Here is a 26,164-nt window from a genome sequence, read left to right on the forward strand (position 1 = left end):
CACCTCATTTCTTATACATGCTCAATGAATCGTTCTTTCATCTGAACGAGAACATCATCTCCTGGTTGATTCCAAAGATCTTGATTAATAATCTCTACTTCAACCGGTCCGCAATATCCATTCTTTTCTACTGATTCTCTTAATTTTTTAATGTTAATCACCCCATCACCCATCATGGCTCTGCCTTTAAACATGTCTTTCATCGGTACTTTCCAATCCGACACATGAAAACCAAGGATTTTTCCATGTGCACGATCAATTTCCTTCATAATGTTTGGGTCCCACCAAATATGAAACACATCAAGAACAATACCGAGGTGGGCTGAATTGAAATGTTCTATTAACGTATTCGCTTCACCAGCAGTAACGATCACAGAACGATCTGCTGCATACATTGGATGTAACGGTTCAATACCTAATTGAACCCCTCGTGAGGCTGCATATGGCAAGATTGCTTCGATACCTTCAAGCACCCACTGTCGACTCACTTCAAGATCATCGTCACCAGAAGCACCACACACAAGCACTAAGACTTTTGCACCCAATTCTGCTGCTTCGTCAATGGCTCGTTTATTGTCTTCAATTCGTTTTATTCTCTCGTTTTTGGTACGTGCAGGGAACATTCCGCCGCGGCACAAACTAGAGACTTGCAACCCATGAGCCTGAAGCATTCGCTTCGTTTCTTGAATTCCTACTTCTTGGATTTTGTGGCGCCATAATGAAATCCATGACACGCCATGCCGATCACAACCTTCAATGGCCTGTCGTACATCCCACTGTTCAGTTGTAATTTGATTTAAACTTACACGTTCAACTTGTACTTGCTGCATGTTTCGCCTCCTTGTTGAATACCAGACAACTTTAACCACTGCTGCATTCGCTCGGTAGCCAATTGAGGTGCTGTCAGGACTCCTGCTTGGTCTGCCAACGTAAACAATTGAGAAAGGTGTAAAAGAGAACGTGCACTCTCTGCACCACCGACCATGCGAAAATGGGATTGATGCCCATTCAAGTAGGCTAAAAATACAATGCCCGTTTTATAAGAGAACGTTGGCTTTTGGAAAATATGTCGTGCCAATGGCAATGTCTTTTCCATTTTTCTGCGATATCCCGCCACATCTCCTGCATCCAAATCATTCAATGCATCTGCCGCTGTTGGGGCAATGGCGTCAAAGATTCCGAGCAGTGCATGGCTATAGCCAACTTCATCCCCTTCGATTAACTCCGGATAATTAAAGTCATCGCCCGTGTACATCTTTACACTTTCCGGTAATTGGCGACGCATGACGATTTCTTTCTGTTTGTCTAGCAAAGAGATTTTAATTCCATCTACTCGTTGTTGATGCTCCCTAATCACATCCAAACAATGACTCATCGCTTCATTGAGGTTCGCACTGCCCCAATAACCGGAAAGAGAAGGATCAAACATTTCTCCCAACCAATGAAGGATGACAGGACTCGATACTTGACTTAGTACACGCCCGTATACATACGCGTAATCTTCCGGAGATCTGGCTGTGCGCGCCAATGCACGACTGGCCATTAGTATAACTTGACCTCCAGCTTGCTCAATATGTTCGCACTGTTCTTCGTAAGCAATTGCGATTTCATCGAGTGTGGCAGGCTTATTCGGATCAAGCTGGTCGGTGCCTGCACCGCAAGCTATTTTCCCATTCACTGCTTGAGCTTCTTTTACTGAACGAGTAATCAGTGTTTTCGCTTGACTCCATTCTAGGCCCATCCCACGTTGTGCAGTATCCATCGCCTCTGCCACAGCAAACCCTTGATTCCATAAAAAATGTCGATAGTTAAGCGTTGCTTCCCAATCAATACCTGTATCTTTCAATGGGTCACCAGTCGAGAATGGATCTGCCACGACGTGAGCCGCAGAAAACGCAATTCGCTTATGAAACGTCACTTTTTCCGCTTGCTTTATCTCTTTAGTTTGCAACACGTATTCGACCACTTGTCGATCACTTGTTGGTAAAAAAATTGATGTTCGTGTCATGAAGTGACCTCTTGTTTTTCAAGTGAGGGAACTTTCATCCATCGCTTTTCATCTGAAGATTGCACCGCGAGGTCTGCCAATTGTGTTCCCCTTGCACCTTCTAAGAAGTCCCAAGGAAATGGCGTATCGCTATGCACATGTTCTAAGAACATCTCCCACTGAAGCTTAAATGCGTTCTCATAGATTTCATTACTCGGAACGTCTTCCCACTGGTTTGTAAACGCTATCGTATTCTCAAGATCAGGGTTCCAAACTGGTTTCGGTGTGTTAACACGATGTTGTGTCTTGCATTCCCTAAGTCCTGCCACTGCACTTCCAAACTCCCCGTCAACTTGAATTGTAAGCAGGTCATCACGATTGACCCGTACTGCCCAAGAGGAATTAATTTGAGCGATTACATCATCTTTCAGTTTGATCGTTGCATAAGCTGCATCATCCGCGGTTGCCTCATATGCATTGCCATGTTCATCAACCCGTTTTTCGATGTGCGTTGTATACGTACAGCTAACTTCCTCCACAGATCCAAACAGATGATCGAGGACATACCGCCAATGTGGGAACATGTCGCTAATGATTCCTCCACCTTCTTCTTTTTTATAATTCCATGAAGGACGCTGACACTCTTGCCAGTCTCCTTCAAACACCCAGTACCCAAATTCCATCCGGACCGATAAAATTCTACCGAAAAATTTTGAATCAATGAGTTTCTTTAATTTGATAATTCCTGGAAGGAATAATTTATCTTGAACTACACCATTTTTAACACCCGAATCTTTCGCAAGCCGAGCAAGCTTCAAAGAGTCTTGTAACGATGTTGCGGTCGGCTTTTCACAATAAATATGTTTGCCCGCAGCGATTGCTTTTTCAATGCTCTCTTTGCGTCTCGTCGTTGTTTGAGAGTCGAAATAGATTGGATAGTTGCCGTCGTAAAGCACTTCATTAAGATTTGTGGTCCACTTCTCAATGCCATGCGCTTCGCATAATGCTTGTAATTTATGTTCGTTTCTTCCGACCAAAATCGGTTCTGGATAGACAATATCTCCATTCTCTAATGTAACTCCTCCTTGTTCCCTTATCGCTTTAATGGAACGAATAAGATGTTGCCTTGTCCCCATTCTCCCAGTTACCCCGTTCATAATGATTCCATATTTATACACGTTCGTCATATGAAGCCCTCCTTTTCGCCTATGCATATAACGTAATACAGATTGGAGAAGCTTTCTTATTAAATCGCACCCATTCATTCTGAATTTCTCAAAAAAAGAACTGATTTTTCAAATAAAAAACATAAGCCTGCGCAAAGGCGTTGACTTATGTTTTATTGTATGTCGAACGATATGTGTTTGGCGGGATTCCCACATGCTTTTTAAAAATACGATAAAACGTCGCCAATGATGAGAAGCCAACTTCAAAACATATGGATGAAATTTCTTGATCCGATTCAGTAAGTAACTGCTTTGCACGGCCAATCCTTACTTCAGACAGATAATGCATAGGGGTCCGGGAATACTGATCTTTAAAAATTCTTTGTATATAACTCTTACTCACGTTGACTTTTTTTGATAAATCTTCGAGACTTTGTAGTTCATAATAACGGCGGTCAATGGTTTCTTTAATGCTCTCTGGCCGAACCACACTTTGATATTGATTCGTGGATTTTGATCGTTTAGAGCGGATAAGAATACACAATATCTCAATTAAGTGAGATTTAAGGATATGGTCCTGCAAATCATCCTGCAGTGATATTTCGTACAGCATTTTACGCAGTAGTTGCCTAAACTCACTGCTTTCGAATGGATACAATGTCCTTCGCTCAGGTTGTATAAATGCCCGCTCCAGCAGGTCATCTTCGATATGGGTATTTAAATATTTTTGGTCAAATTCTAGCACCAATATGGTAAGTTTTGTATTTGCACTTATGGAATGGGAAGTGAACGGAGGAATGATGAGTACATCATCTTTGGTGATGATATAGTCATCATTGCCGAGCTGACAGTTTCCGTGCCCTTCAAGTGCATATAAAATCTGAAATGTCTCATGAAAATGCTTGTGTACTTCTTGAAAGTTTTTGTGTTTGCTTTCAAAAATACGCACCTTATCATTATGCAGTATAGAAGACATTCGGTCCCACCTCACTTTCCTTTAAACGTTTCGACGCATCGCTTTCCTTTCCTTCAACGATTTAATCTCTCGATCGTTTCTCGCAACGACTTCTCAAGAGCCTCCCCCACCCCGGCAGTGTCTGACTGCCTTTCGTTGTGTAGAGCTGATCGTTCTTGTACCTTGGATATACGTGCAAATGATAATGCCATACGTCTTGGTTGCTGGCGGGTTCGTTGTGTTGACGAGTAGAGATGCCATCGCATCCATATGCTTCTTTCATGGCATGGGCGACGAGCTGGGTAACGTAATGAATTGGTCCCGCAAGGTGAACGGGGAGCTCATACAGGTTTTCATAATGTTCGTTAGGAACAACGAGCACGTGCCCGTGATTGTTCGGCCACCATTTACTTGCAACGAAGACCGTCACATTCGAATCTTGGTAAACAATGTACTTTTGCTTCGTCCCGTTATTTGGTCGTGCTATTCCTTTGACGACTCGGTAAAATGGACATTCATAGTTTTTAGGGACATGGGAATACTTTTTTCATAATCACTTCTCCAATCCATTGAAAAGTCAAATTCCTTGTAAGTCGCTAGGAATAGTGATATTTTTTTAAAAAAAGGAGGATTTACGATGACAACCATCGGACCACTCGTTTCTACTGATTGGCTAGCAGAACATTTACATGACGACAACCTTGTGATCCTAGATGCAACAACATTTCTCAAGTTACCAGAAGGAGACGGTTTGTACTCGATTAATAGCGGGATCGACGCCTATAAAGAAGCGCACATTCCTGGCGCTGTACACGCAGATGTATTGCACGAACTTGCTGACCCTGATGACGAGAAAGCATTCACACTCCCTTCAAGAGAACGATTCGTTGATAAGATCGAAGCACTAGGTGTTGGTGAAGGCAAACACGTTGTCATTTATGACCGCGTCGCGGAAGTGGGATCAAGCAATGCGGCTTCAGACTGGGCTACTCGAGTGTGGTGGATGCTGCGTTTTGAAGGATTCGACGACATTTCCATACTCGAAGGTGGGATCCGTAAATGGGAACGTGAAAACCGCGAGATGCGCTCCGGGGTAGAAACGAACCCTCGGGCGAACTTTACTTTCGAACGCAGGCCAGAACTTCTCGCAACGAAAGAAGACGTGAAGAATGCAATGACCGATTCATCCACGGTGTTAATGAATTGCCTGTCTCCGGATACATTTTCCGGAACGGTGAACACGTACGGCAGGCCCGGACACATTCCAAGCAGCGTAAACGTGTACTTCCGAAGCTTGTCTGACGAAGAGTCATTACTCGTAAAAAAAGAAAAAGAACTACGCGAGATTTTTGAACCGATGGGTGTATTTGATGAGAATAAAAAAGTAATCACCTATTGCGGTGGTGGCATTGCCGCTACGTGGAATGCCTTCATTATGTATATGCTCGGCAGAGAAGACGTTGCTGTTTATGACGGCTCCATGACCGAATGGGTGAAAGATGAATCGTTACCGCTCACTACAGCATAAAGATGTTTACCCGAACACGGGCATTTCATATTTACTAGCATGGTGAGATTACCACATGTAGCCTTTAGGCTCTTGTGTATAACTTCACTTTCAAATTAATTGAGGTTACCCACATATGTTCAGATATGTGGGTAACTGTACACAGGCGTGTGCTTTTCCACATATTTATCCACTTTATCCCTACTTTTGTGGACAGAATGGACGGTTTGACTCCTCCTTTGGTAGTCCATGATCCTGCACTTGAATATATGTTGCCTTCATGGTTGCTGTATCGTTAACGCTTAAACAAGCGCTTAAGCTTGAATCTTTGCCCCCGTTCTTTACAGCTACTGATGTGATCGGATAGCACAACCCACGTTCGAGTTGAACCTTTAAACCTTTCCGTATTCTATGAACGCAATCTTTGATGCTATGTACACGCGATTCGACAGACTGATGTTCAGAGGCCACCCTTTATCTTGACGTGAAAACCTCGGAGATTTCGCTGGAATTTATGAATCCGGCTTTATTCAAAAATGAGCATTCCTTATTAAAGGGAATGCTCATCTAATATACGATCAGAACGTTGGGCCAATACGCCAAATTCCAAAATCATGTTGCTTAAAGATTTCTGCCTTCGTACGTTTCCCCGATGCAACCGTTGCAATTTCTTGCATCAGTCGCTCACCTGCATCTTCAATTGTTTCTTTCCCTTCGATAATCGTTCCTGTGTTCACGTCCATATTATCGTTCATTGTTTCAAACATTTGTGAGTTCGTAGATATCTTTATTACCGGTGCAATTGGTGATCCTGTTGGTGTCCCTCTACCGCTTGTAAATAATACGAGTTGTGCTCCCCCTGCTGTCATGCCTGTAAGCTGCTCAATATCATGACCTGGGGTATCCATCCAGACTAACCCTTTTTCAGTTGGACGTTCTGCATAACTAACGAGCTCATTAAGACGAGAAGACCCTGCTTTTGCAGCTGCCCCAAGTGATTTTTCTTCAAGGGTTGTAAGACCTCCTTCCCGATTACCAGGACTCGGATTACCTGTACGAATATCAACACCCATACTGAATGCGCGATTTTCCATTGCTTCAATCACTTCATACACTCGTTTTGCGACATGATCATCTTTTGCACGTTCAGCAAGTAAATGCTCGGCACCAATTAATTCAGTCGTTTCTGCTAAAATTGACGTTCCCCCGCTTTGAGCAATTCGATCACTCACATATCCGACAGCAGGATTTGCAGATAGTCCAGAACATGCATCAGAACCTCCGCACTCTGTTCCGACAATTAAATCCGAAAAATGAATCGGCTCTCGTTCAACCATTGACGCATCTTGAACCATTCGCGTAGCAATTTTTGCCGCTTCAGCAGTCGCTTGTAACGTTCCACTATGATCTTGAATTGAGACGAGTTCCACAGGTTTGTCTGTTCGTTTCGCGATCTCATCAGCCACACTTCGCCCTTGATGTGTTTCGCAACCGAGCCCCATCACTACAACGCCGTAAACGTTTGGGTTTAGACCCATTCCTACATACGTGCGGAAGGTTTGCTCATAATCGACGCCGACTTGTGCACAACCATGTTGATGGACTACGGATACCGTACCGTCGACGAGTTTTGTTACATTCATTGCCGCTTGTGTGGCGCATACAATCGTAGGCAAAATCAATACGTGGTTGCGTATCCCAACGGTACCATCAGTTCTTCTGTATCCGCTTAGTTTGTAATTCATCGTTCACATCTCCCCTTCCTCGTTTTCCATCGACGTTATGAACGTGTACATGCTCACCTGCTTGAATAGCACATGATGCAATTCCGATGACTTCCCCGTATTTGATTATATCTGCACCTTGGTTAATGTTTACGATCGCAAATTTATGGCCAAAATCAATGCCTTCATTCGTAAGAATCGTAACTTCATCAAACCCATCAATTGTCACTATATCCGATGCGTTCAAGGTTGTAATCGCTGTAGCGACGTTGTCGGTTGGTCTCATTATGACGTGTGTTCGCATCGCCATCACCCTTTCACGAAAACCGTTTTCACAGATGTAAAAAACTCAATCGCTGCACGACCTTGCTCTCTTGAATGGGAGCTGGAACTTTTCATACCTCCAAATGGCGCTTGCAATTCAACACCTGCACTTTCTGCGTTGACACGAACTAACCCTGCTTGCATATCGGTTGTAAACGCAAGCATTTCTTGAATGTTTGTCGTAAAAATCGAAGCACTCAATCCATAATTGGAATCATTCGCAAGTTCTACCGCTTCTTTTAAGCTGGATACACGAAAGAGAGCTAAAACAGGCCCGAAAATCTCTTCTTGAGCAAGGGACATTGAATGATCGACATGTTCAAAAACGGTCGGCTCAACAAAATACCCCTCTAAGGAAGAAACACGATTTCCACCGGCAAGTAATGTGGCACCTTCTTTTTTTCCATTTTCAATGGCTTGTAACACTCGATCAAATTGCGTTTTCGTCGCGAGCGGCCCCATCCACGTACTTTCGTGCATGCCATCTCCCACCGTGATTTCCCCGATGGCATGAAGAAGTTTATCTTTAAACGAATCATACACATCATCTTCCACAATAACGCGACTTGTCGCTGTACACTTTTGTCCCGTTGATTTGAGACCACCACTAATTGTTGCTTCTACAGCGACTTCCAAATCGGCATCTTTTGTTACAATTACAGGATTTTTACCCCCCATTTCTAGCTGGTACTTCGCACCACGCTCAAGTGCTGATTGACCAATTTGTTTCCCTACTGTATTAGAGCCTGTAAAAGTTATTGCAGACACATAAGCATGATCGACGAGTGCTTTACCGATTTCTGCTCCTTTTCCCGTTGCTATGTTGACAACACCTTCAGGAAATTGCGCAGCTTCAAAACAAGCGATTACCTTTTGGGCCGTAACAGAGGCTTCTTCTGCTGGTTTTAATATCACTGTATTGCCATAGGCGAGTGCCGGAGCAATCTTCCATAGTGGGATCGCCACCGGGAAGTTCCATGGGGTTATGACGCCAACGACGCCAAGTGGACAACGGGTCGTATACATTAACGCATCCGCATCGGTTGACGGAATAACCTGACCGATTTCTCTCATGCCTTCACCGGCAAAGTAGCGTAAAATTGCAATACCGCGTGCCGTTTCCCCTTTTGCTTCTGCTAATGTTTTGCCCATCTCTTTTGTCATCGTCGTAGCAATTTCTTCTAATTGAATTTGCAGTTCGTCAGCCGCTCGATGTAGATACATTCCTCGCTCTGGTGCAGGAAGCTTCGCCCATCCAGGTTGTGCTCGCTTTGAACGTGCAATGATGTTCTCAAGCATTTCGATGGATACATCTTCGACATGCCCAACGATCTCAGTTGGTCTAGCAGGGTTTATACTTTGGAATGTTGTTTTTGTTTTCATTTGTGTCATCTTAAACCAGCTCCTTGTTTGTTCTTTGATGGCTATTTACCTTATTTGATAACGTTCCAATCTTTGTAATATCAATGTCAATTTGATCCTCTTCTTGAAGAGTAAAATCGTTATCAGGAACGACACATGTCCCCGTTAAGAGAACGGTAAAATCTTCAATTTCATTGTCTTGTAGTAGATAAGAAATCAGTTCTTCAGGTGTTCGTTTTAATTGCTTAAGACTTGCAGAATCATTAAATAGCACGACGCCATTGCGGGTTATTTTGCAATGAATCGTAAAGTCGCTAATATCCGTAACGCTATCTGCTAGAAGTAACGTTGGTCCAATGGCACAAGAACGCTTCCACACTTTTGCTTGAGGAAGATACAAAGGATTTTCTCCTTCAATATCTCGACAACTCATATCGTTTCCAATCGTATAGCCAATCAGTAAGCCTTCACGATTCATAACAAGTCCGAGCTCAGGTTCTGGAATTTGCCACGTACTATCTGTACGCAATGCAACTGCTTTACCAGGTCCAACAGTTCTTCCAGGAGTCGCTTTAAAGAATATTTCTGGGCGCTTCGCATCGTATACTTTATCGTAAAATGTTGCCTGATTCCCCATGCCACCCGTCGCTTCATAGTTACGAGCTTCACGACTACGTTGATACGTGACACCAGCTGCCCACACCTCTGAAAGCTCAAATGGTATGAGTAAATCTAGTTGCTCAAGTTCATCTTGAATTTCTTCCCAACTCGCCATCTTTTCACGAATCCAAATAGATGAACCCCCGCTTATGTCTAACAGCTGGCGCACCGTATCATATGGCGCGAGTTTTATCGTTTCACCATCTACAACAGCTACATGAACGGTCTGTTTCTCCAAAAAGCGTATAATTCTCATTTTCTTCACTCCTTTTTTTAGTTTAAGAAAGTAGTGCCGGCAACCACAGTGAAATGGCTGGAATAAAAATAATCACAAGCGCTAAAACGATGAGCAGTAGCCAAAACGGGATTACTTCTTTGATAAACACTTCAATTTTTACTTTTGTAATCGCAGCTGTAGTAAACATGATGGTTCCAATTGGAGGCGTAATGGTACCAATACTCAAACATAGAATGAAGAATATTCCGAAATGAACAGGGTCAATTCCATACATATCAAGCATCGGTATAAAAATTGGTGTTAAAATAATGAGCATCACATTTCCTTCAATAAACATGCCTACAATAAATAAAAAGACAAAGATAATAAGTAAAAACAAAATCGGGTGCTCAATTAAGCTTGTTATACTTGATGTTAACGCTTGAGGAACTTGTTCCAACGTCAAAATCCAACCGAAAGCGGTTCCTGCAGCAATAATAATCATGACTGTAGCAATAATTTGGATTGATTCTTTTAAAGCGAGCCATAAATCTCTAAATGTCATCTCTCGGTAAACAAAGAAGCCGATTAGTAATGCGTAAACGACAGCAATTGCGCCCGCCTCGGTTGGGCTAAAAGCGCCTAATCGAATGCCGCCAACAATAATAATTGGCAAAAGCAACGCGAGCAGTGCGTCCTTAGAAGCGAGCAGTACATCGATGAAATTTGGTCGTTCTTCCTTGACTTGCTCAAACCCACGTTTTCTCGCAGCAAAATGTACATAAATTAATAGTAATACGGCGAGCAATAACCCTGGAATGATTCCCGCAATAAATAAATCACCAATCGAGACATTTCCGACATATCCATATAAGATTAAGGCAATTCCTGGTGGCAATATCGGTGTAATTAATGAGCTCGTCGCTGTTAGTGCTGCAGAAAACCCTGGTGCATACCCTTTCTTCACCATCTCAGGTACGAGAATTTTCGACTGCATGGCAGCGTCAGCAACATTAGATCCAGATAAACCGCCCATTAACACGCTCATCATGACATTTACTTTTGCAAGTCCACCAGTAAGATGACCCGTGACTAGTTTGGCAAAGGTTAACATCCGGCGAGTGATGCCTGTATAATTCATCAACACACCTGCTGTAATAAAAAACACAATGCCTAGCAATGGAAATGATTCAACCCCACTAATCATTCGTTGCGTTAATGTCTCATTCATAAAACTATCGTTCGTTAAGAAGTAAACGAGTGAACCTCCGAGCATCGCATATGCTACTGGAACATTTAATACAATTAACAAAAGGATAAGACTAACGATGAGAAGAATCGTCATCTTGAACAGCCCCTTCCTCTTGCATAAACCAAGATTTGTCACGTTTTATAGCAACCGTAAGTAAGTGGTAAAGTGCAAGCACACCCCCTAAAGGTATCGCTACATAAATCAATTTGAAGTCAATGCCAAGTACAGGCGTTACTTTCCAATGCGTATTAATCATGAGGAGAAATCCCCAATAGATAAACACCACTGATGTTACTAGCGTAAGAACACCCCATCGTACCCACTGAATGAATTGAAACAATTCTTTAGGAAGCTTTCTAATAAAATAATCAATACCTACATGTTCATTACGCTTCATTACTGCACTTACGCCGATAAACGTGAGCCATACGAACAACGCAAGTGAAACCTCTTCGCTCCATGTTAATGGTTGAGACAATACAAAACGAAAGAAGACATTGGAAGCAATAATAACGATGATTAAATTTAGAGCAGCGGTTGCGATAACATCATCTATCTTTTCAAACATGCTTCTTATCTTCATTTTCACTCCTCCTTTGGCCGCTCTTCCATTAGTTCCAATACATGTTCATATAAACCAGGTGACCAGGCAGGCATTGAATCATAAAAAGGTTCAACCGTTTCTCGGAACAACTCTTGGTCAACCTCATGAACGGTCATGCCTTCATTTTTAAATGTTTCGAGCGCTTCTTGCTCTTCTTGTTCTGTAATAGCATGCGTATACCTTGCCGCCTCTTCACTCGTTTCCGAAAGAATTTGTTCTAAATCTTCAGGCAACTCATCCATCATGCCGGTACCTGTTACCCAAATGCTCATCACCTTCATATGTCCCGTTAATGTTAGATGATTCGTCACTTCATTGGTTCTTGTCCCTTGCAAAACAGGCAATGGATTCTCTGCACCATCGATTACACCTTGCTGAAGGGATGCATACAAATCACCCAAGGGTAAAGGAGTTGGTGAGGCTCCAAGTGCCTGAAATGCACGAATATAAAGATTGTTGTTCGGCACTCGTATTTTCATACCTTGCAAGTCTTCTGGTGTCGTGACGGGTGTTTTCGTCATCAGATGGCGCTCACCATAGATCGTTTCTTTTCCTAACAGTGCGAGTCCCATGTCATTCATGTCATTCTCTAAATCTTTGTACCAATCCGTCGTTGTTAAATAAAGAAGATCTTCAAACTCTTCGGCCAAATAAGGGGCTGCTAGAATTCCTAGATCAGGTACATAATCCATAAGAAAATCGTAAGCCGTAAACACAATCACATTGTTGCCTCTCATAGCAAGTTCAATCATGTCGCTCTCACCTCCAAGTTGAGAACTTGGATAGACATTCAAAATCAAACGACCGTCACTCTCTTCTTCAGCAAGCTCTGCCCATTTTCGTGCTTGCTGATCTAGCGGTTCACCTGGTTGATTTCCGTAAGCGATGTTAATCGTATGAACATCTTGCTCGATTGCTGCGGATGTACTTAAGGAACAACCTGAACTGACAAGGAGTATAGCACCTAAGACACTGACGATCCCTCTTCTCATTTCAATTAATCCCCCTTCATAAGAAAACGCTTTCAACATGTTTTATTTATGCTATCATGAAATCATTACGCAATGATATTGCGATTTGTGGTGAAAAACTTGCGTATTTTAATCTATGAAGGGAGGGGCTTTTATGGATGCGATTGTGAAAGAATTTGATGAATTCAATGTTGTTCCATTTCACATGGCTTTCCACCATACAAAAACAAAGTATGAGGAACTTCCACATCACTTACATGAATGGCATGAAGTATTTTTCGTCCATAAAGGAAAGAGCCGCTTTTTTATTGATGATTTATTTTATGACTTAGAACCTGGAGACATTGTGATTATCCCGAGTAATGTAATTCACTGTACTCAACCAGCTGATGGCTCTCTTTTTACGAGTTCTGCCTTGTTCTTTTGTCCATCAATTCTTAGTGGAAACAGTGATGTGCTCGCTGATTTATTTTCATCTTCAAAGTTACAAAGAAAACATCGCTACCATCTGAGCGAAGAAAAGCAGAATGAATTTCTAGAACTTTTAAATAAGCTCAAGTACGAGACTTCCAAATCGGATCGTTTCACTGGCGAAATGTCTCTCATACTCATCCAATCGCTAGTGATTTTTCTAACCCGCCATTGTCATACGACATCAAATGAGACCACAGGTATGCCAGACTGGATTCATCACAGCCTTCACTACATTAACAATCATCTAAATGAAGAGATTGAACTTACACAGCTCGCATCAGCTGCATGTGTGCATCCAGCTTATTTTAGCAAGCGATTTAAGACAACCATCGGATTAACATTTAGCGATTTTGTTAAATCAAAACGAATGATAAAAGCGAAAGAATTACTTCGAAATACGTCTTGCAGCGTACAAGACATTGCTGAGCAGTGTGGCTATAAGAGCATGCCCCATTTCTTTCGAACATTTCGAGCCACGACCGGAAAGACTCCTTCCGCCTACCGCAAAATGAGCTTAAATTAAGGTATCTTTTCGTTAGATTACGCAATTCTATTCTCTATTTTGATGTGCTAAAGTAGGCACATCATGAACAATGAGGAGGAATTTGTATGCGTTTACGTCAGAAGATTGCCATTATTACTGGCGGCGGTTCAGGTATTGGTCAACGGACCGCTGAACGCTTTGCAAATGAAGGTGCAACTGTCGTGATCGCAGACATTGACTGCGAGAAAGGCAAACAAACTGCAGATGCCCTCAAAGGAGATCACCTGTTTATCGAGACCGACACGACTGAAGCAAGCTCTGTACACGACATGGTCGAACAGGTCATTCAAAAATACGGACGGATCGATGTTTTGTTTAACAATGCTGGAGTTAGCGGCGTTGGTCGGTTGCATGAAGTTGATGAATTTGACTGGGACCGTGTGATGAACATCAATGTCAAAGGTGTATTCTTACCTTCAAAATCAGTCATTCCATACATGATGAACGCACAGTCAGGCGTAGTGATTAATATGTCTTCTTGCATCGCAGAAATTGGCCTTGGAGAACGAGCATCTTACGCGACATCAAAAGGTGCTGTTCTATCTTTAACGAAACAAATGCAAGTGGACTACGCCAAATACAACATTCGTGTCAATGCAATTCTACCCGGCACGATTATGACACCCTTTGTGGAGGATTACTTATCACGAGCCGTTGATCCAGACAAAGCGATTGCTAAGATCAAAACTCGGCAATTGTCAGGTGATTTAGGAAAACCTGAAGATGTCGCAGATGCTGCACTTTTTCTTGCATCAGATGACGCAAGATTTATGATGGGCTCGCCACTTTATGTAGATGGCGGCGTCGTCTTTGGTAAGGATGCGTAAACATTACTAGTATAGGAGATGAAGATATATGAAACTCGCCAACTTACAAACAAACGGAGTACCGCATCTTGGCGTTTGTATCAATGAATCCGTATTCGACGTAACTCAAACGTTAGCAAACGAACAACGCACAGATTTGCCAAAGTCAATGATGGACTATATTGAAGCAGACGACGATACGAAACATGCGTTTCAAGATTTTGTAACGACGCTTTCAAAGACAAGCTCATCTAATATAGCTGAATCGGATGTTACATTTGGTCCAGTTATACCTCAACCTGAAAAGATTATTTGCGTCGGATTAAATTACCGCAAACATGCAGATGAGACAAGTTCTCCATATCCTGAAGTACCGATTCTATTTAATAAATTTAATAATACCCTCACGGGCCATAACCATGACGTTGTCGTTCCCAATGTGACGAATGAGTTGGATTACGAAGTGGAGCTTGGGATTGTCATCGGCAAAACGGCGAGTGACGTGTCTGAAGACGACGCACTTGATTACGTGCTCGGGTATGCGACTGCAAATGACCTGTCAGCAAGAGACTTGCAACTACGCACACCACAATGGTTGCTCGGTAAGACACTTGACGATTTTAATCCAATCGGCCCGTACTTAGTTACAAAAGATGAAGTACCCGACCCACAACAGTTGGCACTAACAACTACAGTGAACGGTGAGACTCGCCAAAACTCCAACACATCAGATATGATTTTTACATGTAAAGAAATCATTAGTTACATCTCAAAGCATTTCACCTTAAAACCAGGTGACATCATCTTAACTGGAACTCCCGAAGGTGTGGCGATGGGACTGCCGGAATCACAACGAGAATACTTGAAACCAGGTGATACCGTCACCGTAAGCATAGAGAAGCTTGGTTCCTGCACAACGCGCTTCATCTCGTGGGACAGTACCACCGCTCTATAGCATAAAATTTCAATTCATGGAATAAGAGCGGAAGATGATCTCCCCTCCTCCCACATCACAACTCGATGATACAATCGTTGACGTTGTGTAAACCGATTTTTTTGTTAAACAATTAATTCACATAAATAATTACGAGCCCCCGAACGTAGTCAGGAGCTCGTAATTATTTATGGTGCTTTTTACTTGCTATCGCATCCATTTTAAACATCCTTCCCACTCACTCGTGTATAATTCCCTTATACACCATTTTTTACCGCCCGGGTCGCTGCAAAGCTCTTAATATGTTGATCAATGAGCCGAGTGCCACCAAAATCATCCTCATAGAAACCAATAATGGAGAAGCCGGCATCAATCTGCCCTTGCAGTTGATCTTCAAGTGTATGTGCGTATTCAACCGTGTTATTTTGTTCTAACCAGCGGTTCTTCTCGACTTCTGAAAGGTGCGCAATGGAATTTGTCGGGACCGAATGCCGTACCTTGAGCCTTCCCCGCTCTTCTTCCTCATCATCAAACACATTTAAAAACGGGTGTGTAAATCCAGCGATCAGCGTCCCTCCTTTTTTCAGCACACGGGCACACTCCTGCCAAACAGGTTGTATGTCTTCGACAAACACGTTCGATACTGGATGAACGATAATGTCAAAACTCTCATTCGTAAAAGAAGACAGATTGCTCATCTCACCTTGAATCGTTTTGAGCATTAGACCATCGCGCTCCGCGACGTAACGATCTTGTGCTAACTGATTGTCGGAAAGATCAAAAACAGTGACGTCTGCGCCTGCTGCGGCAAGGATTGGCCCTTGTTGCCCACCACCTGAGGCGAGACAGAGGATTTTGACGTTGTACAGTGAGGAAGGGAACCACTGCTTTGGAACTGGTCGGTCAACGGTAATGTGAATGTTCCAATCTCCCTCTTTCGCTTTCTGAATCGCTTCACTTGAAACTGGATGTGTATACGCGGCACCCGTTTTAACTTTTTGATCCCACGCTTTTTGATTTTGTTCGATCATGATTTACCCCCCTACGGAGAGGATGAAAAACGATGGTTAAACGGCTCGTCATCATCATCTTTATTGTACTGCTTGCGATCGTCTCTATCTCTTTACATGGATTATGGGACCGATCAAATCAATACGCCGACGTGCTTTATCAACACAACACGACGCCGTCACAAATGCCTGCACAACCGTTAGACACGAATGGTTACACACCGATTTCCACTGATTATGAAGTTCGGTACGAACAAGACGGGGGAGCCACACCTCTCATCACAATTGCAGAAGCTTATAAATCGAACGACGGTACGGAATCTTTGTACCAGTTGCAATTTCAATTACACTTTCATGACCTTGAAAACACCCGACTAACGAACAGACGAGCAACCTTGAAGGTTTATACCCAAAATTTCTGGGAATATGAAGACGGGTTCGTTTATGGAACGTATACAACCCCTTCAGGCAATCAACAGCATGTCCCATTGCATACAGATGCTCACTTACAAACAAAGACTATACCATAAATGCAAATTATTATAAAAATATTGACGGCGATTCATATTTTCTAACCAGCATTGAAGGGGCTCTCGGGGTCACTCTTATGCAACGAGAAACTGAAAGTTTTCAGCTCGTCTTTTATTCAGATGATAGGGCGGACCTACTCACTTCTGAACAGCATATCTCTTGGCGTAAGTAAAAGAAGGAGGCGACGAGCCTCCCTCAAAGAACGTAACTTATGAGAGTACTACCTGTTGGTGAAAATGCCCACCGTCATCGTTCTTCAGCAACCGACGACTGAGCGGCCCGCACTTGCCCATGTCGCTCCAAAAAGCTAACCATTTCATAATGAAAGCGCTCTGGCTCATCAACCATCACTTTATGACTGCTGTTTTCAAACAGCCGATACTCACCATTTGGCATGGCCTTTGCAATTTCTTCGTTGGCTGCCGGAGGTGTAATCCAGTCATGCTGACCCGCAATGATGAGCGCTGGCACCCGAACGTCCTTTAACGCCTCGATATAGTCCATATCCCGCAAAAATCCACCAAATCCACGGTTCAACGCTTCTTTAGAACGATACGTTACGGGCCTTTTTTCAGCAGACTTCATTGAATACCACGGCCCCATCAATTCATAAAAACGTTGCAAGTCCTCATCGGTATTCAGCTCCCCTGCCCACAACTTGTTGCAATACGCGGTGTGCTCTTTACTTCCACGATCGTCAACAATTTCCTTTGCCATTTGCATAAAATTACCGTGACCCGCAGTCGTAATAAGGAATAACCCGTCCAAATGCTGTTCATATTGCGTAGAATATCCTTGCGCAACCATCCCACCATACGAATGCCCAAAAATCCACACTTTCCCAAGCCCTAGATACTGACGTAGCGATTCAAGGTCCTCCACGTTTTGCTCCATCGTATACGTAGCAGGATCACTCGAATCTGAAAACCCCGATCCTCGCTGATCAATATAAATCAGTTGCATGTAAGGCTTCAACGAATCCAAGTACGGTTTAAATGCCACATGATTCCCACCAGGACCGCCATGCACTACAAAACAAACCGGTTTCTCCACTAATTCCCCATCAACCACATCAAACTGCGCCCCATCCACATCAAAAAATAAGCGCGTGCCATTCAATTCTGCGTACACACAATCCCCTCACTTTATTGATTGTAGAAAATTTTGAATATATAATGAGTGTACCAAGCTTCGGGAGTGAAGTATATGTGGCAAACGATGCAATCCTTTATTGAAGAAAAGAATGCTGTGTTCGGGGTGAGCGTTACACACGTGGAAAGCGGGGAACACTTCTCTGCGCGTGGTGACGATCCTTTCCAACAAGCGAGCGTGTTTAAAGTCCCAATTTTACTTTCGTTATTAAAGAAAGTCGATCGGGGAGAGATTGACCTCACGGCACGTGTCACACTCACACAAGAAGACGAAGTGTATGGTTCAGGGATCCTTAAAGAACTCTCACCTGGACTAGCCCCGACGTTCAAAGACCTTGCTGTGCTCATGATTATTGTTAGTGACAATCTTGCCACCGATAAGATCCTGAAAATCATCGGTCTTGAAACTGTGCAAAAAGACTTAAAAGATTGGGGGTTTACCCGCACGACGATGGACGTGACAACCTCTGACCTGCTCGCCCATTCTGTCGGCCTTACACCAAAGCCTTATTCTCAGTCATACGCAACTGAGCTTCACAAACGCCTTTCCTCGGAACAATTTGATCCGAATAATCGCGTGTTTCAAACACATACAGAAACGAACACGACGACACCAAATGAAATGAACCAAATCTATGAACGTCTTCTCGCTGAAGAGTTGCTTAGTCCATCATCTACATCAATCGCACTGGACATTTTACGTCGGCAACATTTGAATCGACGAATCCCTAGATACTTACCTAAAAGCGTTCAAGTGCTTCATAAAACCGGCTCATTAGCCGATCATCTTAACGACGCAGGCATTATTCGAATAGATGACCATAACACACTCATCATTTCCATATTTTCCAGAGGCCACGCCTCAACAGAAGCCGGAGAAGACGACATCGCACACATCGCCAACCGCGCGGTGCAAATTATTCTGAACCGATCGTCCGATACAATCGTATAACAACAAAGGAGGCAACAACCCATGGATGCATCTGCATACGAATCATTTGCAAACACAATCATTGATACACACAAAACTCCAGGTGTAATAGTTGCAATAAAAGACCGCTATGAGAAAGGGTTTGGCTACCGAGATGTTGCCAACAAATTACCCGTGACCATAGAGACCGTCTTTGGCATTGGCAGCATTACAAAGTCCATGACGTGTATCGCCATTTTACAGCTTGAAGAACGAGGAAAACTCGACGTCCAAGATAAAGTGACAACCCACATTCCAGAGCTCTCTTTCCCCGGGGCAGAACAGATCACCATTCACCATTTAATGACGCACACATCAGGCATCCCCCCAATGAACACACTTTTTTATGCGAACAAGACGTCGATGGAAGCCGATGGAAGTTTTGATTTGCAAATGAAATTGGGCGTTCCACTTGATGCCAACCAAAAAAGCATCGAGACGTATGATGACCTCATTGACTACTTGAACACGACATCATTCACGATGCTCGGAGCACCTGGAACGGTATTCAGTTATTCAAACGATGGTTACGCACTGTTAGGCATCATCATTGAGCGGGTGTCAGGTCAAGTTTATGCCGATTATATGGAGGAGTACCTTTTCTCTCCACTAGAAATGAACGCTACATTCTTTGACCCGAAATACCTGAATGAGCACACAGCGACGCTCCTGTACTCTGCCGATCCTACTGCTGACAATCCTGAGATTGAAGCGTCTCCAGGCTGGTGGGATGCTTATTCCATGTGGTCAGCTGGGTATGTAAAGTCCACTGCTCGAGATATGATTCGCTACGGCGAGTTTTTCTTAGACCCACATCAAGGACTACTCTCCCCTGAACGAATCCAGGCGATGTGCACCCCTCATATTCAAATCGAACCTGGCATCTATTACGGATACGGCGTGGTGATCACTCCTGACTTTTTCGGGACGACTCGCATTGATCACGGCGGTGGAATTAAAGGCGTTTCCGCTCATTTTGCTGTCCTTCCAGATAAAGCCATGAGCGCTGTCTGTTTAACGAACATCGCAGGTGCCCCTGCAGAAGTTCTGTTAAACGGCGCCGTACAAAGTGAGCTCGGCATCGAACCAGAAGCCCAGGCCATTCAATATCCCGATATTGCGCTTACGCACGCGGACCGGCAAGCGATCGTCGGTACGTACGAGTCGAACGAAGGTCAAGTCGTCCACGCCTACGAGAAAGACGACAACCTGTATATTGAGATTCAAGACCATGAATTTGAAACCCGTTCCGTTAGCCCACGAGCATTAACGATCCAGCTTCAAGGAGATGAACACCTGCTGCAATTCAACGACGGTCGACTCCAATTTGGGTTTCGCCAACTGTTGAGAAAAGCGTAACCCTTGTCAAACCTTGTCCCTATTTGACACATATTCCCCACCCGAACCGAATAGTAATAAGGAGGCGGTGGGGTTTATGAATGCATTTATTGTGTTGCTTGAAGAGATGTTGGTGCTTTATTGCATTCTCATCTTTGGATGGCTTGCTCAGCGGTTTAAGCTGTTGCCACCCATGAGTAAGCTCGTATTTACGAGACTGCTCCTCTATGTCACCCTTCCATGTCTTATCGTTTCCTCCATGCACTTATCTTTTGAATATGAACGTGTGTATGCCGTTATCACGTTAATCGTCATGTCATTCCTGTTTCTCAGCATTACCCTTTTGTATGGACGGTGGCTCTCTAAAGCCTTGCAACTCCCTGACTACCGATCCGGTGTTTTCAAAAACTTATTGCTTTTTGGCAACCAAGGCTTCATCGGCGTCGCTGTCGTTTTTCAACTGTTTGGTCACGAAGGAATGTTTCTCGCCGCAGTCTTTAACCTTGTTTATTTTATCCTCATCTGGACATATGGCATCGCTGTTATGAACGCACCTACCCCACCAGTATGGAAGAATCCAGGACTTATCGCTACAGTCATCGGATTAGTCTTTTTCTTTCTCCCGATCTCTTTACCCGTTGCACTGCTCGCATCTATTGATGCAATCGGCCAGATGACCATTCCTCTGTCCATGATTGTGATCGGTGTCATACTCTCAGATCAACGTTGGCGCTCACTTGCGAGCCTCTTGAAAGATCGCTTATTATGGTTCGCCGTCTCCCACCGACTTCTCATCCTGCCACTACTCATCTTCTTACCTCTCGTCTTGCTCGACATCCCGTTTCAATGGCTCGCCGTCGGTGTACTCTTATCAGCAACACCTTGTGCACCAACCATTAGTTTGTATAGCGAGCTGTACGGCGGTGACACACCTTTCGCCTCGGTCGCTGTTGTGCTCACCACACTACTCGCCGCCTTCACACTCCCCTTACTCTACCTTATCTTTTTAGCCCTCACGTAAAAAAAGAAAGCGGACTGTTATCCGCTTTCTTGCAATGATTGAACGAGCACGACTTGATCACGCAGTTGGATGCCGTTTTCAAAGATCGGTTGTTCATATTCGTTTATAAAGTGATCAGGTACGATGTGAGCCATCCGAAATCCGCATTTCTGATATACGTACAGTTGCGTCACTCCGGTACTACCCGTTTTTATCATAATCTGAGCAAATTTCATACGCCTCGCTTCTGCAATTGCGTGTTTAACAAGCTGAGTTCCAAGTCCTTGACCTTGGAACCGCTCATCGACGGCGACATTCATGACCTCCACCTGATTGTCAGCCTGCGCCATTAACACGTAAACACCGACAATGGCACCGCCACGTTCCAACACATATACATACCCTGACGCTCCGTACGTTTGAATCTTCCCTTGATCAGGGTCTGCGAGTAAGAGCAGCACCACGGGTAGTCGCTCATCGTCTCTTAGCTGTCTTATGATGTGGTTCATCGTCAATTTGCTACCCTTCTATCGTTATCTCGGAGAACGCTCTCGCTAGCCTCACTTGGCCGCGAAAGGCGAGCGCCGCCTCTTTCTTTAAATCTGCCACGTCGCCATATTGAGGAAGGTGAGTAAGTACCAATTGGTTCACACCTGCCGCTTCAGCAAGTTCACCTGCTTGTTTACCGCTTAAATGACCTGGAATTTTCTCGATCATATGATCGTACGTGGAAGCTTCACTCACGAGCGTATCAGAACCTTGGGCAAGACGTACGACATCCTCACTCCACGCCGTATCCGCAGTAAAAGTTATTGAATACTTCTCTGAGTCGAAGCGAACCGCAAGGCAATCGACCGGGTGAACGGTGTTCGTTGTCTTCACTATCCACGGCCCAACCGTTAATGACTGCTCTGCCTCTAATGGAAATCCCTTTGACACCTTTTGATAATCCAGCCTTGAAAATTGCTCCTTGTCATACGGATGCGCATAAATCGGCAATGTAGCCGTTCGCTTCCCTAAATGTGAATCAATGAATAGCGCATGCTGTAAGCATCCAATATCCGCTACATGATCTGGATGGTAATGACTGACCACAACCGCATCAAGCTCGTGTAGTGATATTTTAAGTTGGAGCGCTGACAAAACGCCACTCCCACAATCAAACAAACAGCGAAACCCTTTTTCTTCCAATAAAAAAGCAGAGGTGGCCTCCCCTCGCTTCGGGTACGCACCCCAAACACCGATCGGTGTGACGTTCATATGAATCAATCCTCATTTGAATGGTCGTCTATATGCGTTAAAAACGCGCTACTGTAAGTAAATCCAGCCTTCTCAAAAAACGCAGACTCACAACAAATCTCTGAAGAAACATACAAGAGCGTGATGGCTTCTTCAACCTTAAACTGCTTCACCGCATCCATTATACTCTCAAGAATCTTACGCTCTCGATATTGCGGCGTCGTGTACGCACTAGTTATAACAGCATAAACATTTTGTTCTTGATCTGGGTAAGGAAAACCTCGAGAAACTTTCAATGACATCTGCCCTGTCAAACTTCCATCGTCTTCTGCTACCCAAACATAATGCTCATCACTCAAAATAATTTCAAACAAGTAATTATTATACTCCTCATGGAAAACAGTATAACTACTCTCATCCAAACTACTGTCTTGTTCTTTTGCATCCGTCCAACGCATTACGATTAATTGCTCAACATCATCGAGCGTGGCAAAGCGGATTTCCATAGTTTCACCCCGTAATCATAATAGTATTGCTCAGCTGAGGTGTTCGCTTTCTACCTTACAAACCCATGGCAACAACGTGAAAGAATACCCTATCATTATAACAAAATTCTACACATAAAGATGATATTTTGTCGAAAAAGATCAATATTTCTTTCTATTCCTAATCTTTTTATGTTCTTTTCATAATATACGAATTTCTTTTGAGCCAATACTTTACAATGCATCTCAATCATACTTTCCATTGATACATAAGTCTAGCGTCCTTTGGTTATATTTTCTAGATTATAGGATGATTTTAATAGATAAAAGCCAATTTTACTACACTCTATACCCGAAAATCACAAATACAAGTCATCTTTGAAATAAATTTTCACTCCAAACAAAAAACGATGCCACGCATTGCCAAACTCTTCCGACTGTGCTAAGATATGAACGTGACGTCAAGCATACATATTCCGCAGTAGCTCAGTGGTAGAGCAACCGGCTGTTAACCGGTAGGTCGCTGGTTCGAATCCTGCCTGCGGAGCCATTTTATCGCTTCCTTAGCTCAGCTGGTAGAGCGCATCCATGGTAAGGATGAGGTCACCGGTTCAAGCCCGGTAGGAAGCTCCATCTAAACACTAATAACGACGCGGGTTTCAGCATTTGCTGGAACTCGCTTTTGTTTTGATATGAGGTCGTTTGGTACCAAAGCGGTGACCTTTCGTGAAGTGCAGTGGTAAAACGCTGCTATTTTTTAACATTTGATAAAGAACATTTGTTCGAATATATAATAAGATCATAAATTCCCGATTGAGGGGGTACATCGTGAAAGACAACAAACTAACGCCCGGCTCAAACATGCGCTGGGAATCAAGTCCAATGATCTTACCTGAATGGCGCGAGGCGTGGCTGGATCATCAGAAAGATCATCCAAAAGGTGGATAAACCAGAAATTGATGAGCAGCAGTGGGAGGAGTTTGCTCTCGTTTTGGATGACTGCATGGAACACAACCAGTTGATCCAGTTTACATTTTGACGAGATGGGCTGTTTTACGAGGTCTTGGACCATTGTCATTATGTCAATCACGACCAACGGCAGTTTCATGTGCTTGCGGAGGGTGTGATGCATTACTTGAAGTTTGATGTGGTGACGGATGTAAGGCGATATAGATGCGGGCCCGCACCCGTGTTTTTGTCATTCAATAATGAATAAAAGTCAAACACATAGATCAATCTAGTAACATCCGCTCCAATTCCTGTAATTGACACGCTCTCAATGAGCGTGCTTTTTTACGTTTAATTGACTAATTTAATAGTCGATTCGAACTATTTTATTTACATTTAATTAGGCGCTTGTGATCACCACAATGCTCTTTTTTGTTATAATTATTTGAATTTAAATTTAGGAGGTAGTAATGCACACGTCTCTATCCAGTAGACAAAACCACGACCAACGACACTTATTACATGCTGTAGAAAACTCATTAGCAATGATTGAATTTAAGCCTGATGGAATAATCAAATGGGCAAATACAATCTTTTCTAAAACAGTTGGATACTCATTAAATGAATTAATTGATACTCATCATCGCCAACTATGTCTAGATAATTTCTCTCAGAGTGAAGAATATGAGCAGTTCTGGGAAAAGCTCCGCTTAGGGGAGCAATTTCAAGATAAGATCAAAAGAGTAAAGAAGGATGGAAGTATCCTTATTCTGGAAGCTACCTATATGCCAGTAAAAGACGATAATGGGAACGTTATATCTATTATAAAGATAGCCACCGACATAACGAAAAGAGATACTGCCATAAATGAAATTACATCAAATATTTTGGACGCATCTAACGCGGTGCTAACAACAGCAAAACGTGGGCTTCTAAAGGGATTTGATATTAAGGAGCAAACCGAGGAATTAATAAACCAATCTCAATCAAATACTATAATTTTTAACAACTTAAAAGAAAGTTCAAAAAAAATTGAAGGCATAGCAAAAACCATTAGTGAGATTGCAATCACCACAGATATTTTGGCACTGAACGCTGCTATTGAAGCAGCAAGAGCAGGAGATGGCGGTAAAGGGTTTGCGGTTATTGCTGATGAGGTTCGTAGCCTTGCCAACAACTCCAAAAAATCGATTGAATATGTAAATGAGCTCGTTGATGCAATCGGTGTAGATGTTGATGGAGTTATTGTATCTGCGGGCATTTCTGAGGAACAATTTCAGTTAACTCTTCAGCACATATCCCAAGCAATGAAGGAATTCCAGAATGTAAGCGACACAGCAGAAGACTTGCGAGAAAAATCATCTGAATTTAGGAAAGTGCTTTAATGTATAATTCTAGAAGTATGTAACATAATAAAGTTTAGGCGGCCCCGCTAAAGCCTGCCCATCTGTTTAGACCTCAAATGTCATCTTTACACTTGGACGCGCCTTGCGGTGCGTCTTTTTGTGCATAAAAAAATCCTGCTATGGGCTACAGGGATAAAAGCCCGATAAACGAGCAAAAGATGGATTTCCATTATAACACAAATTAACAGACATTTTGATTCTTTTTACTAGTAATATATTCCAACCCGCTCATTTAAAGATCCGTCTCAAGCCTCGACCCGTGACCTTACCCGCCGCCCTTCTAGCGATGCGTTTGCCTATGGTCCCTTTCTTAACTGCATTAATGTCTCCCAAGATACGGGCTAGCTTGTACAAGTTACTCCTGAACTTGTTCATGCGATCCACTCCCTTATGTAGCCCGCAATCTATGCGGGCTTATAGGTCGTACGGTCTGTACTTCCCTCTCAGCGCTTCCTGCTCTTTCGCTCGCTCTAAAACTTCGTTCTTTAAAAACAGCCTTGGTTTTTCTTTTATCGGCTTTAATATCCCTTGGTTTACCAATGCACCTATTCGTGCTTATGTTACATCTAATAGCTCTGCCGCTTCGTTGGTTGAGAGTA

The 26,164-nt window shown here is 43.3% G+C and carries 27 protein-coding genes and 2 tRNA genes; 12 read left to right on the forward strand and 17 right to left on the reverse strand.

Annotation, left to right across the window (positions count from 1 at the left end):
• Positions 1–11: 11 nt before the first annotated feature.
• From ACE1TF_RS07235 to ACE1TF_RS07255, 5 genes are all read right to left on the reverse strand, one after another.
• Positions 12–830 (reverse strand): sugar phosphate isomerase/epimerase family protein, encoded by an 819-nt coding sequence (locus ACE1TF_RS07235; protein ID WP_042426292.1) that lies wholly within the window; start codon positions 828–830, stop codon positions 12–14.
• Positions 803–2,008, reverse strand: a complete 1,206-nt coding sequence (locus ACE1TF_RS07240; protein ID WP_052363994.1) for a dihydrodipicolinate synthase family protein — start codon at positions 2,006–2,008, stop codon at positions 803–805. Before ACE1TF_RS07240 ends, ACE1TF_RS07235 begins: the two co-directional genes overlap by 28 nt.
• Positions 2,005–3,174: a Gfo/Idh/MocA family protein gene (locus ACE1TF_RS07245; RefSeq protein WP_042403288.1), complete on the reverse strand. Its 1,170-nt coding sequence runs from the start codon at positions 3,172–3,174 to the stop codon at positions 2,005–2,007. Before ACE1TF_RS07245 ends, ACE1TF_RS07240 begins: the two co-directional genes overlap by 4 nt.
• 145 nt (positions 3,175–3,319) lie before the next feature.
• Positions 3,320–4,129: a helix-turn-helix transcriptional regulator gene (locus tag ACE1TF_RS07250; protein ID WP_042403286.1), complete on the reverse strand. Its 810-nt coding sequence runs from the start codon at positions 4,127–4,129 to the stop codon at positions 3,320–3,322.
• Positions 4,130–4,190: 61 nt separating this feature from the next.
• Positions 4,191–4,595 (reverse strand): HIT family protein, encoded by a 405-nt coding sequence (locus ACE1TF_RS07255; protein WP_081829394.1) that lies wholly within the window; start codon positions 4,593–4,595, stop codon positions 4,191–4,193.
• 150 nt (positions 4,596–4,745) lie between these two features.
• On the opposite strand from ACE1TF_RS07255, the gene ACE1TF_RS07260 reads away from it, so the two are divergent.
• On the forward strand, positions 4,746–5,636 hold the full coding sequence (locus ACE1TF_RS07260; protein WP_375015527.1) for a sulfurtransferase: 891 nt from the start codon (positions 4,746–4,748) through the stop codon (positions 5,634–5,636).
• Between the two features lie 557 nt (positions 5,637–6,193).
• Here ACE1TF_RS07260 and ACE1TF_RS07265 read toward each other — a convergent pair.
• From ACE1TF_RS07265 to ACE1TF_RS07295, 7 genes are read right to left on the reverse strand one after another with little or no spacing between them, the layout of a single operon-like run.
• Complete coding sequence (locus tag ACE1TF_RS07265; protein ID WP_042403280.1) at positions 6,194–7,360, reverse strand: UxaA family hydrolase; 1,167 nt, start codon at positions 7,358–7,360, stop codon at positions 6,194–6,196.
• Positions 7,326–7,643, reverse strand: coding sequence for a UxaA family hydrolase (locus ACE1TF_RS07270; RefSeq protein ID WP_307189861.1), 318 nt, complete (start codon positions 7,641–7,643; stop codon positions 7,326–7,328). Before ACE1TF_RS07270 ends, ACE1TF_RS07265 begins: the two co-directional genes overlap by 35 nt.
• 5 nt (positions 7,644–7,648) lie before the next feature.
• Complete coding sequence (gucD, locus tag ACE1TF_RS07275) at positions 7,649–9,055, reverse strand: alpha-ketoglutaric semialdehyde dehydrogenase GucD (protein ID WP_042403277.1); 1,407 nt, start codon at positions 9,053–9,055, stop codon at positions 7,649–7,651.
• A gap of 1 nt (position 9,056) precedes the next feature.
• Positions 9,057–9,941, reverse strand: coding sequence for a fumarylacetoacetate hydrolase family protein (locus ACE1TF_RS07280; protein WP_042403275.1), 885 nt, complete (start codon positions 9,939–9,941; stop codon positions 9,057–9,059).
• Positions 9,942–9,963: 22 nt separating this feature from the next.
• Positions 9,964–11,247 (reverse strand): TRAP transporter large permease, encoded by a 1,284-nt coding sequence (locus ACE1TF_RS07285; RefSeq protein WP_375015531.1) that lies wholly within the window; start codon positions 11,245–11,247, stop codon positions 9,964–9,966.
• Entirely contained in the window at positions 11,225–11,737 is a 513-nt protein-coding gene (locus tag ACE1TF_RS07290) for a TRAP transporter small permease (protein ID WP_375015533.1), read from the reverse strand. The genes ACE1TF_RS07285 and ACE1TF_RS07290 overlap by 23 nt, the downstream gene beginning before the upstream one ends.
• Before the next feature lie 2 nt (positions 11,738–11,739).
• The gene (locus tag ACE1TF_RS07295) at positions 11,740–12,750 is read right to left on the reverse strand and encodes a C4-dicarboxylate TRAP transporter substrate-binding protein (protein WP_375015534.1); all 1,011 of its coding nucleotides are present in this window, start codon (positions 12,748–12,750) and stop codon (positions 11,740–11,742) included.
• A 133-nt stretch (positions 12,751–12,883) separates the two neighbouring features.
• Between ACE1TF_RS07295 and ACE1TF_RS07300 the strand changes: the two genes are divergently transcribed.
• The 3 genes from ACE1TF_RS07300 to ACE1TF_RS07310 all read left to right on the forward strand — a co-directional run bounded on the left by ACE1TF_RS07300 (position 12,884) and on the right by ACE1TF_RS07310 (position 15,508).
• Complete coding sequence (locus tag ACE1TF_RS07300) at positions 12,884–13,726, forward strand: AraC family transcriptional regulator (RefSeq protein ID WP_375015536.1); 843 nt, start codon at positions 12,884–12,886, stop codon at positions 13,724–13,726.
• A gap of 86 nt (positions 13,727–13,812) precedes the next feature.
• Entirely contained in the window at positions 13,813–14,574 is a 762-nt protein-coding gene (locus tag ACE1TF_RS07305) for an SDR family NAD(P)-dependent oxidoreductase (RefSeq protein ID WP_375015538.1), read from the forward strand.
• A gap of 28 nt (positions 14,575–14,602) precedes the next feature.
• Positions 14,603–15,508 (forward strand): fumarylacetoacetate hydrolase family protein, encoded by a 906-nt coding sequence (locus ACE1TF_RS07310; RefSeq protein ID WP_375015540.1) that lies wholly within the window; start codon positions 14,603–14,605, stop codon positions 15,506–15,508.
• 236 nt (positions 15,509–15,744) lie between these two features.
• On the opposite strand, the gene ACE1TF_RS07315 is transcribed toward ACE1TF_RS07310, so the two are convergent.
• Positions 15,745–16,518, reverse strand: coding sequence for a class I SAM-dependent methyltransferase (locus tag ACE1TF_RS07315; protein WP_375015542.1), 774 nt, complete (start codon positions 16,516–16,518; stop codon positions 15,745–15,747).
• A 32-nt stretch (positions 16,519–16,550) separates the two neighbouring features.
• On the opposite strand from ACE1TF_RS07315, the gene ACE1TF_RS07320 reads away from it, so the two are divergent.
• Positions 16,551–17,027, forward strand: coding sequence for a hypothetical protein (locus ACE1TF_RS07320; RefSeq protein ID WP_375015544.1), 477 nt, complete (start codon positions 16,551–16,553; stop codon positions 17,025–17,027).
• Positions 17,028–17,274: 247 nt separating this feature from the next.
• Here ACE1TF_RS07320 and ACE1TF_RS07325 read toward each other — a convergent pair whose 3' ends face one another.
• A complete protein-coding gene (locus ACE1TF_RS07325) occupies positions 17,275–18,159 on the reverse strand; it encodes an alpha/beta fold hydrolase (protein ID WP_375015546.1) in 885 nt (294 codons plus the stop codon).
• A gap of 75 nt (positions 18,160–18,234) precedes the next feature.
• Here ACE1TF_RS07325 and ACE1TF_RS07330 point away from each other — a divergent pair, with 75 nt between their 5' ends.
• From ACE1TF_RS07330 to ACE1TF_RS07340, 3 genes are all read left to right on the forward strand, one after another.
• Positions 18,235–19,131 carry a serine hydrolase gene (locus ACE1TF_RS07330; protein ID WP_375015548.1) on the forward strand — a complete coding sequence of 299 codons (897 nt, stop codon included), beginning with the start codon at positions 18,235–18,237 and terminating at the stop codon, positions 19,129–19,131.
• A 21-nt stretch (positions 19,132–19,152) separates the two neighbouring features.
• Positions 19,153–20,508 carry a serine hydrolase domain-containing protein gene (locus tag ACE1TF_RS07335; protein ID WP_375015550.1) on the forward strand — a complete coding sequence of 452 codons (1,356 nt, stop codon included), beginning with the start codon at positions 19,153–19,155 and terminating at the stop codon, positions 20,506–20,508.
• Between the two features lie 76 nt (positions 20,509–20,584).
• On the forward strand, positions 20,585–21,508 hold the full coding sequence (locus ACE1TF_RS07340) for an AEC family transporter (protein ID WP_375015552.1): 924 nt from the start codon (positions 20,585–20,587) through the stop codon (positions 21,506–21,508).
• A gap of 17 nt (positions 21,509–21,525) precedes the next feature.
• On the opposite strand, the gene ACE1TF_RS07345 is transcribed toward ACE1TF_RS07340, so the two are convergent.
• From ACE1TF_RS07345 to ACE1TF_RS07355, 3 genes are read right to left on the reverse strand one after another with little or no spacing between them, the layout of a single operon-like run.
• Positions 21,526–21,996 (reverse strand): GNAT family N-acetyltransferase, encoded by a 471-nt coding sequence (locus ACE1TF_RS07345; RefSeq protein WP_375015554.1) that lies wholly within the window; start codon positions 21,994–21,996, stop codon positions 21,526–21,528.
• A gap of 10 nt (positions 21,997–22,006) precedes the next feature.
• On the reverse strand, positions 22,007–22,747 hold the full coding sequence (locus ACE1TF_RS07350) for an MBL fold metallo-hydrolase (protein ID WP_375015556.1): 741 nt from the start codon (positions 22,745–22,747) through the stop codon (positions 22,007–22,009).
• A gap of 5 nt (positions 22,748–22,752) precedes the next feature.
• Complete coding sequence (locus tag ACE1TF_RS07355; RefSeq protein WP_042403250.1) at positions 22,753–23,232, reverse strand: GNAT family N-acetyltransferase; 480 nt, start codon at positions 23,230–23,232, stop codon at positions 22,753–22,755.
• 454 nt (positions 23,233–23,686) lie between these two features.
• Here ACE1TF_RS07355 and ACE1TF_RS07360 point away from each other — a divergent pair.
• The 4 genes from ACE1TF_RS07360 to ACE1TF_RS07375 all read left to right on the forward strand — a co-directional run bounded on the left by ACE1TF_RS07360 (position 23,687) and on the right by ACE1TF_RS07375 (position 25,544).
• Positions 23,687–23,761, forward strand: a tRNA-Asn gene (locus ACE1TF_RS07360).
• A 7-nt stretch (positions 23,762–23,768) separates the two neighbouring features.
• Positions 23,769–23,844: transfer RNA gene (locus tag ACE1TF_RS07365), tRNA-Thr, on the forward strand.
• 307 nt (positions 23,845–24,151) lie between these two features.
• Complete coding sequence (locus ACE1TF_RS07370) at positions 24,152–24,250, forward strand: YolD-like family protein (RefSeq protein ID WP_193744793.1); 99 nt, start codon at positions 24,152–24,154, stop codon at positions 24,248–24,250.
• A gap of 379 nt (positions 24,251–24,629) precedes the next feature.
• Positions 24,630–25,544, forward strand: a complete 915-nt coding sequence (locus tag ACE1TF_RS07375) for a methyl-accepting chemotaxis protein (protein WP_042403248.1) — start codon at positions 24,630–24,632, stop codon at positions 25,542–25,544.
• The last annotated feature ends 620 nt before the right edge of the window (positions 25,545–26,164 follow it).

Source organism: Geomicrobium sp. JSM 1781026, from assembly GCF_041949955.1.
Lineage (GTDB): Bacteria > Bacillota > Bacilli > Bacillales > Marinococcaceae > Geomicrobium_A.